10 protein-coding genes, 2 tRNA genes and 1 pseudogene are annotated in these 14591 nt (G+C 41.0%); 8 read left to right on the forward strand and 5 right to left on the reverse strand.

Annotated elements, in window-relative coordinates; all coding sequences use genetic code 11:
- The first annotated feature begins 49 nt into the window (after positions 1 to 49).
- From BQ5321_RS06390 to BQ5321_RS06405, 4 genes are all read left to right on the forward strand, one after another.
- On the forward strand, positions 50 to 1084 hold the full coding sequence (locus BQ5321_RS06390; RefSeq protein WP_071393718.1) for a glycosyltransferase family 2 protein: 1035 nt from the start codon (positions 50 to 52) through the stop codon (positions 1082 to 1084).
- A gap of 305 nt (positions 1085 to 1389) precedes the next feature.
- A complete protein-coding gene (gene brnQ / locus BQ5321_RS06395; protein ID WP_071393719.1) occupies positions 1390 to 2742 on the forward strand; it encodes a branched-chain amino acid transport system II carrier protein in 1353 nt (450 codons plus the stop codon).
- A 162-nt stretch (positions 2743 to 2904) separates the two neighbouring features.
- Entirely contained in the window at positions 2905 to 4452 is a 1548-nt protein-coding gene (gene pruA / locus BQ5321_RS06400; RefSeq protein ID WP_071393720.1) for an L-glutamate gamma-semialdehyde dehydrogenase, read from the forward strand.
- Positions 4453 to 4578: 126 nt separating this feature from the next.
- On the forward strand, positions 4579 to 5493 hold the full coding sequence (locus tag BQ5321_RS06405) for a proline dehydrogenase family protein (RefSeq protein ID WP_071393721.1): 915 nt from the start codon (positions 4579 to 4581) through the stop codon (positions 5491 to 5493).
- Between the two features lie 41 nt (positions 5494 to 5534).
- On the opposite strand, the gene BQ5321_RS06410 is transcribed toward BQ5321_RS06405, so the two are convergent.
- A tRNA-Ser gene (locus tag BQ5321_RS06410) sits at positions 5535 to 5622 on the reverse strand.
- Positions 5623 to 5628: 6 nt separating this feature from the next.
- Positions 5629 to 5702: transfer RNA gene (locus BQ5321_RS06415), tRNA-Gly, on the reverse strand.
- 191 nt (positions 5703 to 5893) lie between these two features.
- On the opposite strand from BQ5321_RS06415, the gene BQ5321_RS06420 reads away from it, so the two are divergent.
- The 4 genes and pseudogenes from BQ5321_RS06420 (at position 5894) to BQ5321_RS06435 (ending at position 10191) form a co-directional block, all read left to right on the forward strand.
- Positions 5894 to 6427 (forward strand): shikimate kinase, encoded by a 534-nt coding sequence (locus tag BQ5321_RS06420; RefSeq protein ID WP_071393722.1) that lies wholly within the window; start codon positions 5894 to 5896, stop codon positions 6425 to 6427.
- 263 nt (positions 6428 to 6690) lie between these two features.
- Positions 6691 to 7976, forward strand: a pseudogene (locus tag BQ5321_RS06425) (spore germination protein).
- The gene (locus BQ5321_RS06430; RefSeq protein ID WP_071393723.1) at positions 7973 to 9067 is read left to right on the forward strand and encodes a GerAB/ArcD/ProY family transporter; all 1095 of its coding nucleotides are present in this window, start codon (positions 7973 to 7975) and stop codon (positions 9065 to 9067) included. The pseudogene BQ5321_RS06425 and the gene BQ5321_RS06430 overlap by 4 nt, the downstream one beginning before the upstream one ends.
- A complete protein-coding gene (locus tag BQ5321_RS06435) occupies positions 9064 to 10191 on the forward strand; it encodes a Ger(x)C family spore germination protein (protein WP_071393724.1) in 1128 nt (375 codons plus the stop codon). Before BQ5321_RS06430 ends, BQ5321_RS06435 begins: the two co-directional genes overlap by 4 nt.
- Before the next feature lie 77 nt (positions 10192 to 10268).
- On the opposite strand, the gene BQ5321_RS06440 is transcribed toward BQ5321_RS06435, so the two are convergent.
- From BQ5321_RS06440 to BQ5321_RS06450, 3 genes are all read right to left on the reverse strand, one after another.
- Complete coding sequence (locus BQ5321_RS06440) at positions 10269 to 12143, reverse strand: ABC transporter ATP-binding protein (RefSeq protein WP_071393725.1); 1875 nt, start codon at positions 12141 to 12143, stop codon at positions 10269 to 10271.
- On the reverse strand, positions 12140 to 13864 hold the full coding sequence (locus BQ5321_RS06445) for an ABC transporter ATP-binding protein (RefSeq protein WP_071393726.1): 1725 nt from the start codon (positions 13862 to 13864) through the stop codon (positions 12140 to 12142). The genes BQ5321_RS06440 and BQ5321_RS06445 overlap by 4 nt, the downstream gene beginning before the upstream one ends.
- A gap of 189 nt (positions 13865 to 14053) precedes the next feature.
- On the reverse strand, positions 14054 to 14497 hold the full coding sequence (locus BQ5321_RS06450; RefSeq protein WP_071393727.1) for a hypothetical protein: 444 nt from the start codon (positions 14495 to 14497) through the stop codon (positions 14054 to 14056).
- Positions 14498 to 14591: the final 94 nt, after the last annotated feature.

The raw sequence follows: 14591 nt of genomic DNA on the forward strand, positions 1-14591 counted from the left end.
TTTACAGTTTCTGGGAAATATTCAATACAACATCTTGGAGGGATATAACATGAGTACACCAGTTGTTACACTTGTTGTGCCTTGCTATAACGAAGAAGCGGTTTTGCCCCATACGATGAAGGTCCTAGAGCACTATCTTCAGGAGTTAACAAACGATGGTGTTATCTCAGATAAAAGTAGGCTATTATTTGTTGATGACGGCAGCAAGGACGAGACCTGGAAGCTAATTTATAAGGCGAGCTTGAATACTGATAGGATTAGAGGGTTAAAGCTCGCCGGTAATGCAGGTCACCAAAATGCCTTACTGGCAGGCTTATTTGCAGCAAAATCTGTCTCCGATTGCGTGATTTCTCTTGATGCTGATTTACAGGATGATATTACGGTTATCCGCCAGTTTATTGAGAAGTTTAACGAAGGAAATGAAATTGTCTATGGCGTACGCCGTAAAAGGGATACTGATACATTATTTAAACGAAAGACTGCTGAGGGCTTTTATAAAATAATGGCAAAAATGGGGGTTGATTTAGTCTATAATCATGCTGATTACCGGTTAATGAGCAGACGTGCCCTTGAGGAACTGGAACGGTTCGATGAAGCGAATTTATTTTTACGCGGAATTGTACCGTTAATCGGTTTTACCTCTACATATGTGTACTATGATCGTCAGGAAAGGACTGCCGGTGAAACGAAGTATCCGTTGAAAAAAATGCTTTCTTTTGCATTTAATGGGATTACCTCCTTTTCGATTACACCGATACGCATAGTATTACTAACAGGCTGTGCTTTTTTCTTTGTCAGCCTTTTTGTTCTAAGCTATTTCTTAGTCCTGAAATATGTTGGTGAAACCGAAATAGGCTGGACCTCCTTAATTATCTCAATCTGGCTGATTGGGGGCTTACAGCTGATGGCTATTGGGTTAATAGGGGAATATATCGGAAAAGTGTATCAGGAAACAAAGCGAAGGCCAAAATATATTATCGATATGGACCTGCTTAACCTTGGTATTCCTGAGCACATGAAAGAGGGAATACCAGAAAAGGAAACCCTAATCGCAAACAGCCTATCTGAACTAAATGGAAACTAAAGATGAAAGAACCTGACATACATGCAATCAGGTTCTTTTTGCTTTGAAAAATTATACACATATAACAAAATGTAACTTCTCTATCCTTATAACTTTAAGATAACAATAGTAAATATAGTGATAATTCACGGGGCTGTAACAAACTACAGGAGATATTAAAGTATTTCAATATATCTGTTTACTTTTCATTTTTTTATGCAATAATTAACAATGTTGTTTTTGAAATCATAATCGAATTTATATGAGTTGTCGGAAGATTGAAAACCAGATTCTTCATGGGAAACGTTATTAGGGAGGCAATTGTAATGAAAGCAAAAATATCTCGAAATGAAATAATCGCCATCGGACTTATGCTCTTTGCTTTATTCTTTGGTGCTGGTAATTTAATTTTCCCCCCTGCACTGGGACAGGCGGCAGGTACCCATTTTTGGCCGTCCATTATCGGCTTTTTATTGACAGGGGTAGGCTTACCATTATTAGGAGTACTGGCTATCGGGGTGTCAGGTCATGATGATGTACAATCATTAGCAAGCAAAATTAGCCCGACCTTTTCACTCTTTTTTACTGTAACCCTTTATTTATCGATTGGTCCCTTCTTTGCGATACCACGAACAGGGACGGTATCTTATGAAATCGGGATTGCCCCTTTTCTACCGGAAATGTCCGGCGGCTTTAATGTCGCTCTGTTGATTTATACAATGATTTACTTCGGGATTGTCGGCTATTTATCTCTTAATCCGAGTAAGATTGTGGACCGGGTTGGAAAGGTAATGACACCGATTCTGTTATTATGCTTACTTATCGTCTTAGTTACTACCGTTATTAACCCGCTTGACAAACCGCTTGCACCAATTGGAAGCTATATGGATAATGCCTTTTTCAAGGGCTTTCAAGAAGGCTACTTAACGATGGATACACTGGCATCGTTCGTTTTTGGAATTATTGTTATCAACGCAATTAAAGAAAATGGTATTACAACAAAGGGCGGTATTGCCAAAGCAACCATCAAAGCAGGCTTCATAGCAGCAGGTGCGTTAGGACTGATTTATTTAGGACTGGCTTATTTAGGTGCTACGACCAATTTTGCAGCAGGAGAAGCAAATAATGGTGGAGCCCTATTAACCCATTCAGCCAATGCACATTTCTCGGTAATGGGAAATATAATCCTTGGATTAGCGATTCTATTTGCTTGTCTCACTACATCAATCGGTTTAATTACGTCGTGTGCCAGTTATTTTGCAAAAATGTTTCCCGCCTTTTCTTACAAAACATTAGCGATTATTTTTACGATTTTCAGCGCTGCAGTGGCTAACGTTGGCTTAAGCCTGTTAATTACGATATCCGTTCCAGTACTTGTTGCGATTTATCCATTAGCGATTGTCCTGATCTTTTTAACCTTCTCAGACCCTCTTTTTAAGGGGAAACGATCTGTTTATCGCTGGAGTATGCTGTTTACAGGTATTTTTAGTGTCATGGATGGAATCAAAGCAGCGGGTCTTCAGCTCGAAGGTCTATACAGCTTCTTAAATCAATATGTACCGCTGTTTGAGGCGGGGATGGGATGGGTTGTACCAGCTATAGTGGGAGCAATCATCGGCCTTATTTTACCAGCAAATCAAAAGCAGTCAGATGCCGAAACCAAACAGAAAGTAAGTTAATAAAGACAATCATTGAAACAGGAGGACAGCGAATAGAGCTGTCCTCTTTTTGATGTCTGCCCGATATTCTGTTTCGGCTATAAAAGTCCTAATCATGCCTAAAAGGTAATGGGTCTAAAATTTGCAACATATACTATAGAAATCGTTTGTTGGGGGGATTAAATGGTAACAGCTTATAAGCATGAACCATTGACAGACTTTACTGTTGAAGAGAATAAACGGGCGTTCATGGGTGCATTAAAAAAAGTAAATCGACAATTAGGAAAGGAATATCCATTACTCATTAACGGTCAGAGAATCACGAGCGGAGAGGTGATTGCCAGCTATAATCCTGCAAGAAAAACGGAATTAATCGGAACGGTATCAGCCGCAAATAAAGAGCTAGCAGAGCAGGCAATGCAGGCGGCACTATCAGCCTTTTCCTTCTGGAAAAATTGGTCTCCAGAGGCAAGAGCGCATGTTTTACTGAAGGCAGCGGCGATTATAAGAAGGCGGAAACATGAATTCTCGGCGTATTTAGTCAAGGAAGCCGGAAAGCCCTGGAAGGAAGCGGATGCGGATACAGCAGAGGCGATTGATTTCCTTGAATATTATGCACGGCAAATGCTTTGTCTTGAAGGTGGTGCACCGGTTAACAGCAGGGAGGGAGAGAACAATCAGTATGGCTATATCCCGCTTGGGGTTGGAGTGGTTATTTCCCCGTTCAATTTCCCACTCGCCATTATGGCTGGAACAACGGTGGCAGCGATTGTAACGGGAAATACCGTTCTATTAAAGCCGTCCAATAATACACCGGTTGTGGCGGCAAAGTTTGTAGAGGTGATGGAGGAAGCGGGTCTTCCAAAGGGTGTCCTTAATTTTATTCCAGGAAGCGGTGCTGAAATTGGGGACTACTTAGTTGACCATCCGAAAACACGGTTTGTGTCCTTTACAGGGTCACGTGAAGTAGGGTGTCGGATTTATGAGCGTGCAGCAAAGGTGCATCCAGGCCAGATATGGTTAAAGCGCGTGATTGCTGAAATGGGTGGAAAGGATACAGTTGTGGTGGATGAGGATGCAAATCTTGATTTAGCGGCAGCTTCGATTGTCTACTCAGGCTTTGGCTTCTCAGGTCAAAAATGCTCGGCAGGGTCGAGAGCCGTGGTTCATGAGAAAATTTATGAGCAGGTGTTAGAAAGGGCAGTTAAGCTAACGAAATCATTGACGGTTGGGAGCCCGGAGGAAGCCGAAACCTATATGGGTCCTGTCATTGATCAAGCTGCCTATAATAAAATAATGTCCTATATTGAAATTGGTAAGGAAGAAGGCAGACTTGTTGCAGGGGGTGAAGGTAATCCGGAAAGGGGGTTCTTTATCCAACCGACAATCATTGCCGATGTCAAGGAGAAAGCTCGTATTATGCAGGAGGAAATCTTTGGTCCTGTGATTGCTTTTTGTAAGGCTGGTAGTGTAGATCAGCTTCTAGAGATTGCTAATAATACAGATTATGGTCTAACCGGGGCCTTTATTTCAAAAAATCGTGACCATATCGAACGGGCAAAAAGAGAATTTCATGTTGGGAATTTATATATTAATCGTACCTGTACGGGTGCGATTGTCGGCTATCAGCCTTTTGGCGGCTTTCAAATGTCTGGAACCGATTCAAAAGCAGGTGGTCCTGATTATCTTCTTCTCCATATGCAGGCGCAAACTGTTTCGGAAACATACTAATCTCAGAATAAAACGACCAGCACAGTAACGATAGGTTATTTTCATAAATAAGGGATTCTTTTCGATACGGCTGAAAGGGTCCCTTTTGGCATAGGATCATGACCTTCTAGAAGGAGGGATCTTATTATGTTATCAGCCTTATCAAAGGGATTTTTCCTTTATTTATCAAAAAATAAAATGTTGAACAGAGCGGCGAAAAAATGGGGATTAAAGCTCGGTGCGTCGCAGGTTGTTGCGGGAAATTCGATTGAAATGATGGTAGGGAAAGTACGGGAATTAAATGAGAGAGGCTTGCTGTGTACACTTGATCATTTAGGTGAATTTGTAAACAGCAAGGAGGAGGCCGAGTCGGCAACAGCGGCCGCTATTCAGACATTAGAGGCTATCGCGAAGGAGGGATTAAATAGCCATTTATCCGTTAAAATGACTCAGCTAGGTGTCGATATCGACCGAGAATTCTGTGTTCAAAATATGAGAAGGATTTTAGAAACGGCGAGAAAATATGGGAACTTTGTCAGAATTGACATGGAGGATTATTCACATTACAAAGTAACCTTAGAAATTTTACAACACCTAAGAGAAAGCTATCCAAATGTCGGGACGGTCATTCAAGCCTATTTACGATGTGCGGAGGAGGATATGAGGCAGCTTCAGGGGGTACCATTGCGGTTAGTAAAAGGAGCCTATAAAGAGTCTCCAAAAGTTGCTTTCCAAAGTAAAAAGGAAATTGATGAAAATTTTATCAAGCTGATTAAGCTTCATTTGCTTAGTGGAAGCTATACTGCGGTGGCGACCCATGATCATCAAATCATTGCTCAGGTTATCTCATTTGTTGAGGAGCAAAGCATTTCGAGGAATCAGTTTGAATTTCAAATGCTCTATGGCTTCAGGACAGAAATGCAGCAGAATCTTGCAAACGAGGGCTATAAAATGAGGATTTATGTACCCTATGGCAATGATTGGTTTGCCTATTATATGCGGAGACTAGCCGAAAGGCCGCAGAATGTATCCTTTGCATTAAAGGGATTGCTGTTAAAATAGAAAAGGCAAACCGTCTGTTTGGTTTGCCTTTTCTCCGTTAACGGAGAAGGTGGGATTCGAACCCACGCAACGGTTGCCCGCCCTAACGCATTTCGAGTGCGCCCCCTTAGACCACTTGGGTACTTCTCCATCATATGGAGCGGGTGAGGGGAATCGAACCCCCGTCATCAGCTTGGGAAGCTGGTATTCTACCATTAAACTACACCCGCATGTTTTACTATATTAGTATATCATAATCAATAGTATTTTTCAGCAGTTAACCTCAAGGCACAGTAAAAAGTAATTCTCATCATGAAAATAGATCATTCTCATTTCTTTTACAATGAATAAGGTCTACTATATAATTATCGTATTTAAAACTAATTTTTCAGAAAAAGAATAAGAGGAGATAAACATTTATATGAGAGAGCGTGAATTACCGCTACATGAAAAAAGCATTGTTTTTGTTGGGTTCATGGGGGTTGGAAAAACAACGATAGGCAAGCTGGTTGCAGAAAAGTTAAATCGTGATTTTATTGATGTCGATGAAGTGATTGAAAAGGAGTTTGGCATGACTCCGAGAGAGATATTCGAAGCCTATGGAGAGAAGACCTTTCGTGAGCGGGAGAAAGCTTTGTCCATATCCTTGAGCAAACAGCCCTCTCAGGTTATTTCATTAGGCGGTGGTGCCTTCCTAAATGAAGAAATAAGACAAGCCTGTTTGGAGAATAGCCATGTTATTTTCCTTGATTTATCGTGGGAAGCCTGGAAGGAGCGGCTCAGCCTGATCCTCGACAGCCGGCCTGTTTTGCAAAATAAAAGCCTGGAGGAAATCGAAGAATTATTTTACAGCAGGCAAAAGGCTTATTCTCTAAGTCACATTAAGGTGAGTACGGATCACTTAAATGAAGAGGAAGCTGCTAATCATATTATGGAATCCTTAAAGCTGTCATGAGAATCGGAGGCCTAGCCATTTTAAAACACTCGTTATCATTTTAGATAACGAGTTTTTCTGTTTGGAGTTTGCTATCATTTTGGCATGAAATAACCACTTTTGGTAACGATAAGCATGACTAATGAATGAAGGTCTTTCAAGAAATTAGTCCTGTTTATAGGACCATGAAAGGGGTGCTTAATGTGAAAAGAATGAAGGATGCCCTGTCGATACAAGAGATGGTGGACTTTATTGCAGAGGAATTTGAAGCCTCCTTTGACTTCATGAAGAAAAAATTAGAAATCGAAGACAAAAGAGCCTTGCTTTTATACATTAAAACAGTTGTAAATGGTACCGAACTCCAGGAATATGTAATCAAGCCATTTTTTGAGCTACCCAACGAGCAGCATTTTAAAGCCTATATCACCTCTCTCCCACAGCAGATGGAGATAACAGGTAAGGAACAGCTACTCGATCAACTTACAAAAGGTGCTATTATCGTGGTCGTACAGGAAAGTATTCTCCTGTTAGATATGAAAAAGGTGAATACTGATTCAGTACAGCAGGTGAATCTTGAACCCACTATTCAGGGACCGGAATTAGCCTTAAGTGAGGATATCGCAACCAATATCAATTTAATTCGCCAGCGTTATCATAAGCCTTCACTTATAGTGGAAACTCAGGATATTGGTGAAAAGTCAAATCAATCCCTTGCCATTATGTATGACAGCGAATTTGTGAATGAGGATGTCCTAGAAAAAATAAAAAAGAAAGTCATGTCGATCAAGCATACTCCCTTAATACAAACAACGGCTGAGATGCAGCGGCTATTGAATGAAAAGAAACGGTCGCTCTTACCGATTTCGATGTTAACAGAACGAACCGATCGAATTATCTATAATATCGCAGGCGGTAAGGTGGTGTTATTACTTGACGGTAATCCGGTATCGCTGATTGCACCTGCTATATTTTTTGACTTTATGTCGGCAACAGAAGATAATTACCGACCGTATTGGTTGACGATTTTTAATAAATTCCTGCGGTACTTAGGTTAATTATTTGTTTAACATTGCCCGCCCTCTATGTTGCCATCACCTCCTATAATCCCGAGGTTTTCCGGTTTGAATTAGCGCTATCTGTGTCAGGTAGCCGCATCGGTGTTCCCTATCCGTCCTTCATCGAGGTACTTTTTATGTTAATTGTAATGGAGCTGTTAATTGAAGCAAGTATTCGCCTGCCAAAGGTGATTGCTGGCACGGCCACAACGGTAGGGGGCTTGATTTTGGGAACGGCTGCAACAGAGGCTGCCTTGACCTCTACGATTATGATTATCATTGTATCCGCAATGGCTATTTCCACCTTTGTGATTCCGATTAACGAAATGGGCTTTGCCGTTCGAATTATTAAATACGGTGTACTTCTGTTTGCGACGATTGGCGGATTGCTGGGATTAGTCTTATTTTTACTTGGCTTCTTTATGTATATGGCGAACATGGAAAGCTTCGGAGAGCCCTATTTTAAGCTGTATATTCAAAGGAAAACGGCTGAAATAAAGGGGGATACAACATGAGCCGCTATTTTTACTATATAACCTTTATTAATATGGTAACGAGCATGACTGCTTCGATGCCGAAAATACTATTGATGGAAAGAGACGGTGGAGCGATAGTAAGCATACTTGTTTCTGTTCCAATTGGCCTAGTGGTTTGTTATTTAATTGGGCGTTTTTATCAGAATTACCCTGGGAAGGGGTTGCCGGAATTAATGGATGATTATATACCTAAATGGATTAAACTCCCCTTTTTATTCATAATAGGTGTTGTTTGGTTTGTTGCAGGACTCCTTTCCGTTGTGATGTATTCGTTTTTTATTAAACGCTTCTTAGCACCTAATGCGAATTTAACGTATATCGTATCCATGATATTGCTCTTTATTTACTATGGAGCTTTAATGAAGTCAAAAAAAATTCTATATATACTAGAATTGATTTTTATTTTTACCGTTCCCTTTATTATGCTGTTGATTTTTAAAGGCTTTACAACTGATTATTTTGAAATAGATTATGTCATGGTTGCCGTGATGCATATACAGAATTATCCGACCTATGATTCGATTTGTGCCGCTTCGTTTATTTTTTGGGGTCCAGCAAATTTAATCATTTTTAATCAAGTACTGACAAAAAAACAAGAGATGTCTTGGAAATCGGTTGTTATTATTGGTTTATTTGGGGCGGGTGTGCTGCTAACAAGTTATTTTTCGCCAATCGGCCTGCTTGGATTTGAGAATGTCGGAACCGTGATAAATCCTGGCATTACCGCCTCCGATACTCTGCAATTTCGTTATGGGATTATTGAGCGTGTGTTATTCGTGGTGTTAACACTTTTTTTAGCGATTACATTTGCTAGCATGTTAACTCATTGGCATGTTGCGCTAGAGGTATTAAAGAATGTGATTTATTTCGAGAAATTCCAATGGAAAAAACACAATCTTACCTCCCATCTTTTCCTTGTTCTTTTTTGGATCATAAGCCTACGGGTTGTAACTTATTTATCGGAATACCAGCTTGTTAAATATACAAGCTATTTTTATAATTTGTTTCCTGCTCTTCTAACAGTAATGTTCCTATTATTCTGGATGATCAGAAGGAGGGCTAAGGCGTGAAAGTTAATCTGCGAAAGTGGAAATTCACCTTCCTTGCGCTGGTTCTCGTTGGAAATAGTCTTCTACAGACCGGCTGTGGTTTTAAAGACATTGATAAACGATTGTTTGTATTAGCGATTGGTGTTGACCAAGCTGAAGGCAAAGAAAATCGCTACAAGGTAACCTTGAAGCTAGCCTTGCCTTCTGGCTCATTAAAAGAAGCAACCGCCACCATGTATACTTATGTAACGAAAGAGAGCACAAAGCTGGCAGACGCGATCCGCCAGTTGAAGACCTATGTCGATAAAGAATTTGACTTTGGTCATCTGAAGACGATAGTGATTGGAAAGGCGCTGATGAATGATGATGTAAGTGAAATTACGGATATGTTTTTAAGAAGAAGAGACTTTCAACGAATAACATGGGTGGCGGTTGGCGATCCAACCGCTGAAAAGGTGTTAAAAACAGAACCAAAATCAGAGATGCCGGCATCGGTCTCGTTATTTAATCTTTTTGCCGAAACGGGTGTAGAAAGTCCCTATATTGTGACTACTTATCTTTTTGAATTAAGACGAAGAATGAAGGAGCACGGAATTGATCCAGTCCTGCCGGTTATACAGGTGAATAAAAAAAGCACCAGCTTAATTGTCAATCACCTTCTTATCTTAACTGGACGGAGAGAGCCGTTAGAGCTGAATCCGAGACAAACCAAAATCTATAACATGCTGAGGAATAACCTCAATAAAATGGAGATCAAGGTTAAAAAAGAGGACCTTGAATACATCATATCGATTGACTCACTTAAATCGAACTATAAAATTGTGACTTCAAACAAATCTAAGCCGGTAGTAAAAATGAACGTGGATTTAGTTGGAATCATCGAAGAATCGGATCAGTACATAAATGGAAGAAAATTAGATGAATTGGGAAGCTTTGCGGGGAAAGAAGTGGAGAATTGGGTTCACGATTTGTTTACGACGTTGCAGGAAAAGAACACGGATCCCATCGGCTTCGGACTACGTTACAAGGCAACTCGATTACATCATAAGGATCTTTTTTCGAACTGGAAACAAGAAATATATCCTAACTTAACATTAGATGTAAAGGTTAACGTAGGAATCAAGAGTACGGGAATGATTGAGTAAATGTTGAGGTGTGAAGAATAAATAAAAAAAAGAGAGGCTAGCGCAGGTTCTTAGAATCGAACTGCGGGCCTCTTTTTTTAGCCTATAGATTGATCAGCATTCTGTCCGGAGAATTGGCTGTGATATAGCTCCGCATAAAACCCATTTTGTGCTACCAATTCTTTATGGTTTCCTTGTTCAATCACCTTACCCTCATTCATCACAAGGATTACGTCAGCATCCTTAATTGTAGACAAGCGATGGGCAATGACAAAGCTGGTCCGGCCTTTCATTAAATGATTCATCGCGTTTTGAATATGTATCTCTGTCCGAGTGTCTACACTGCTTGTTGCTTCGTCTAAGATTAATATCGGTGGGTCAGCTAAAATAGCGCGGGCAATGGTTAATAATTGCTTTTGACCTTGAGAGATATTGGTAGCTTCTTCGTTCAGGATGGTATCATAGCCATCCGGCAGCGTCCGAATAAAATGGTCAGCGTGTGCTGCCTTTGCGGCTTGAATGACATCATCATCGGAAGCACCTTCACGACCATAGGCAATATTGTCGGCAATACTGCCATGAAACAGCCATGTATCCTGTAGCACCATCCCAAACAGGCTGTGTAAATCGCCGCGCTTTAGCTCCGTGATATCGATCCCATCAATCGTAATATGACCCTTATTGATTTCATAGAAACGCATCAATAGGTTAACGAGCGTCGTTTTTCCAGCACCTGTTGGCCCAACAATGGCGACGGTTTGACCAGGCCGAACAGTTAGATTCATATCCTCAATCAGTAATTGATCCTCCGTATAGCCAAAGTCAACATGCGCAAATGAAACTCTGCCCTTTGGCAAGGTAATCACTTTGGTCTCACTCGCTTCCGGAACCTGTTCCTCTTCATCCAAAAATTCAAACACCCTTTCAGCAGAGGCAACAGTTGCTTGAATAATGTTGGCAATGTTGGCTGTTTGAGCTATAGGCTGTGTAAACTGGCGTGAATACTGAATAAATGCTTGGATATCCCCGACTGAAATAAATCCTTTGGTGACAAACACACCGCCGACAATACTAATCAGAACATAGGCGAAGTTCCCGACAAATGACATCAAGGGCATGATAATGCCGGAGATGAATTGGGCTCTCCAACTATGCTGATACAATTCTTCGTTGATATCCGTAAATTTCTTAATTGCCTTTTTTTCATAGCTGAACGCTTTGATAATCTCATGTCCGGTATACATCTCTTCGACATGACCACTTAATTGCCCTAATGTTTTTTGCTGTCCGACAAAATACCGTTGTGATTTTTTAGCAACAAACATCGTGATGACCGCACTTAGCGGCAGGGTAACAAGCAGTATCAGTGTCATAACAGGACTTATCGTAAGCATCATAATGATAACCCCAATAATGGTGACGATAGAGGTTATGATCTGCGTCAAGCTTTGCTGCAGTGTTGTACTAATAGTATCGACATCATTGACAATTCGGCTTAAGGTTTCTCCTGTTGTTGTGCCATCAAAGTATTTAAGAGGTAGCCTATTTATTTTTGCCTCAGCTTCCTCCCTTAACGTATAGACGGTTCTTTGCGCAACACTGGCCATCACATACTGCTGAATCCAGCCGAACAAGGAGCTGAGTAAATAAAGTCCGGCTAACAGCCCGAGGATTCGAAAGAGATAGTCGAAATCAATTCCGGCACCAGGAATGCCGTTGAATTTGTCCATCATTCCTTCAAAAATTTTCGTTGTCGCCATTCCGAGTAGTTTTGGTCCTAATATGGAAAATACCGTACTGAGGATGGCGGCAATTAAAACCGTTAGTAATCGAAATCGATAGGGAGCTAAATAGCGGATTAATCTTTTTAACGTTCCTTTAAAATCCTTTGCCTTTTGCACAGGGAGCCCCATCCCTCCATGCGGTCCAAAACCGGGCCCCTGATGCTTAGCAGGTTGTTTTTCCTTACTCATGCTAATTCCTCCTCTGTGGCTTGAGAAGAGACAATTTCCTGATAGACTCGGCAGGTTCTTATCAATTCATTATGGGAGCCGATTCCCGCCACATTACCTTCATCAAGAACTATAATTTGGTCAGCGTCCCTGACTGTTGACACCCGCTGTGCCACAATCAATAGGGCCGCATTTCTCGTTTCACGCTTTAAAGCTGCACGCAGCTTAGCATCTGTTTTGTAATCTAACGCAGAAAAACTATCATCAAACAAGTAAATCTCCGGCTTTCTTACAAGAGCTCTAGCAATGGACAGACGCTGCTTCTGTCCTCCGGATAGATTAGTCCCGCCTTGGGAAATAGTCGATTCTAGTCCTTTTTCTAGCTTTGAGACAAACTCATCGGCCTGTGCTGTCTGAACAGCCTCAAGTAGTTCTTCATCTGAACTGTTTTCATTACCGAACAACAGATTTTCCTTCACTGTTCCAGTAAAAAGAACAGCCTTTTGCGGTACGAGGCCAATTTTTCCACGAAGAGTTTCTAGCGTCATGTCCTTGATGTCTATTCCATCGACAAGAATCGCACCGGAATCTGTTTCATAGAAACGGGGAATCAGCTTCAGCAATGTAGACTTGCCTGAACCTGTCCCGCCGATAATGGCAGTAGTTTCACCGGGGCCTGCTTGAAATGTTAGGTTTTTCAGGGCAGGAACCTCAGCACCTGGATAGCTGAATGTCACATTCCGGAATTCTAGATAGCCCTTCCTTTGGGGACTAACCGGGTTGGAGGTTTCCTGCATATCAGGCTGCATTTGCAGCACTTCCTGAATCCGCACTGCAGAGGCTGAGGCACGTGGTATCATGACAAACATCATCGACAGCATAATCATTGAAAACATAATTTGCATCGCGTACTGAATGAACGCCATTAAGCCTCCAACCTGCATATCCCCTGTATCAATTCGAACGGCTCCGAACCAAATAATGGAGATAACGGTGTAGTTCATTATCAGCATTAAGGCAGGCATTAACAGAGCCATGATTTTATTCACTTTGATGGAGGTGTCAGTTAAATCAGCATTTGCCCGTTGAAATCGCTTCTTTTCAAAGGCAATTCGGTTAAAGGAACGAATGACTCGAATTCCGGTTAAATTTTCCCGTAATACACGATTCACCTGATCCAGCCGTTTCTGAACAAGCTTAAATAATGGAATACCCTTCCATACGGTAAGTAAAATGACAGCAAAAAGAACCGGTATAGCCACAAGAAAAATTTTCGTCAATTCCGGGTCCTGAGAGAAAGCCATGATGATACCGCCTACTGCCATGATTGGCGCCGTTACCATCATGCGAAGAATCATATTAACGACCTGCTGGACCTGTGTAATATCGTTTGTTGTTCTAGTAATTAATGATGCCGTTCCAAATTGATCAAACTCCTGGAGGGTAAAGTTTTCAACATGGGTAAAAATCCTGTGACGCAGGTCTTTCCCGAACGACATTGATACTTTTGCGCTATAGTAACTGGCAGCTATCGCACAGAGAGTACCAAGAGCAGCCACCAAGAGCATGTAGCCACCTATTTTCCAAATGTAAGGGATGTCCTGGTGGACCACACCCTTATCAATAATATCTGCCATTAAAGTCGGTAAATACAATTCAGACAGAGATTGGAAAAAGATGAGGGCAAGCACAAGAACAATCAAAAGTTGATATGGCCTTAAATAACGTATTAATTTAAGCAATTTACATTCATCTCCATTTGTGATTCTCTTCAATAGACTTTATTTATAATACTATAAAAAATAGTATAGGAGTAAACTTTTGGAAGATATATCTCCGATGGGGAGAAAGGACTGTGGTGGGTTTATAAGCAGGCAAAATCATGTTGATACAAAAAGGGTGTCACTTAAGACACCCTTAAAATTATTTCGTTAATGTGCATGGGAACGTGGATGGTTACGAAACAAGGTATACCCATTCCGGCGCATATGGAAGAGAAATCCAAGAATCATTTCCAGCAATCCGATTCCCAAGAAAGCGTAATGCAGCCAATTAACTCCGCTTAGCCAATATAATTGAGCTAAAATCCACAGAACCAAAATAAATCCAAGAATCATAGTGAGCATTCCGGCATAACGATAATTCTTAAAAGCTAAATAAGAGACCATTAAGCTGCCGATTCCATTAACAAAGAATAAGAAGATAGCAGGAATTAAATAGTTCTCAAACGGGGAATTCTCTAGAAGCGCGAGCTGAACACCCATACTCTCACCGCTCGGGTCTAAAATGGCCCCCAATCCACCAGCTGCTGCTCCGATTCCCACAAACAACAATATGGCCCCAGTAACAGTAGGTAAAAACTTCCTTTTGTTCATGTCCTCAACCTCTTTCAATTAAAATTAGAAGAAGCGCAGTCAAAGCAAATGAAGTATTTTCCTACTTTTATTATATAATATTTTGGAGAATTGA

Origin of the sequence: Bacillus tuaregi, assembly GCF_900104575.1 — a bacterium.
Lineage (GTDB): Bacteria > Bacillota > Bacilli > Bacillales > Cytobacillaceae > Bacillus_BD > Bacillus_BD tuaregi.

What these genes read in the sequence shown, in the direction of transcription:
- brnQ (WP_071393719.1), top strand. Translation starts at nt 1,390, where the DNA reads ATGAAAGCAAAAATATCTCGAAATGAAATAATCGCCATCGGACTTATG.
- BQ5321_RS06430 (WP_071393723.1), top strand. Translation starts at nt 7,973, where the DNA reads ATGAGCCGCTATTTTTACTATATAACCTTTATTAATATGGTAACGAGC.
- BQ5321_RS06390 (WP_071393718.1), top strand. Translation starts at nt 50, where the DNA reads ATGAGTACACCAGTTGTTACACTTGTTGTGCCTTGCTATAACGAAGAA.
- BQ5321_RS06440 (WP_071393725.1), bottom strand. Translation starts at nt 12,143, where the DNA reads ATGAGTAAGGAAAAACAACCTGCTAAGCATCAGGGGCCCGGTTTTGGA.
- pruA (WP_071393720.1), top strand. Translation starts at nt 2,905, where the DNA reads ATGGTAACAGCTTATAAGCATGAACCATTGACAGACTTTACTGTTGAA.
- BQ5321_RS06405 (WP_071393721.1), top strand. Translation starts at nt 4,579, where the DNA reads ATGTTATCAGCCTTATCAAAGGGATTTTTCCTTTATTTATCAAAAAAT.
- BQ5321_RS06450 (WP_071393727.1), bottom strand. Translation starts at nt 14,497, where the DNA reads ATGAACAAAAGGAAGTTTTTACCTACTGTTACTGGGGCCATATTGTTG.
- BQ5321_RS06420 (WP_071393722.1), top strand. Translation starts at nt 5,894, where the DNA reads ATGAGAGAGCGTGAATTACCGCTACATGAAAAAAGCATTGTTTTTGTT.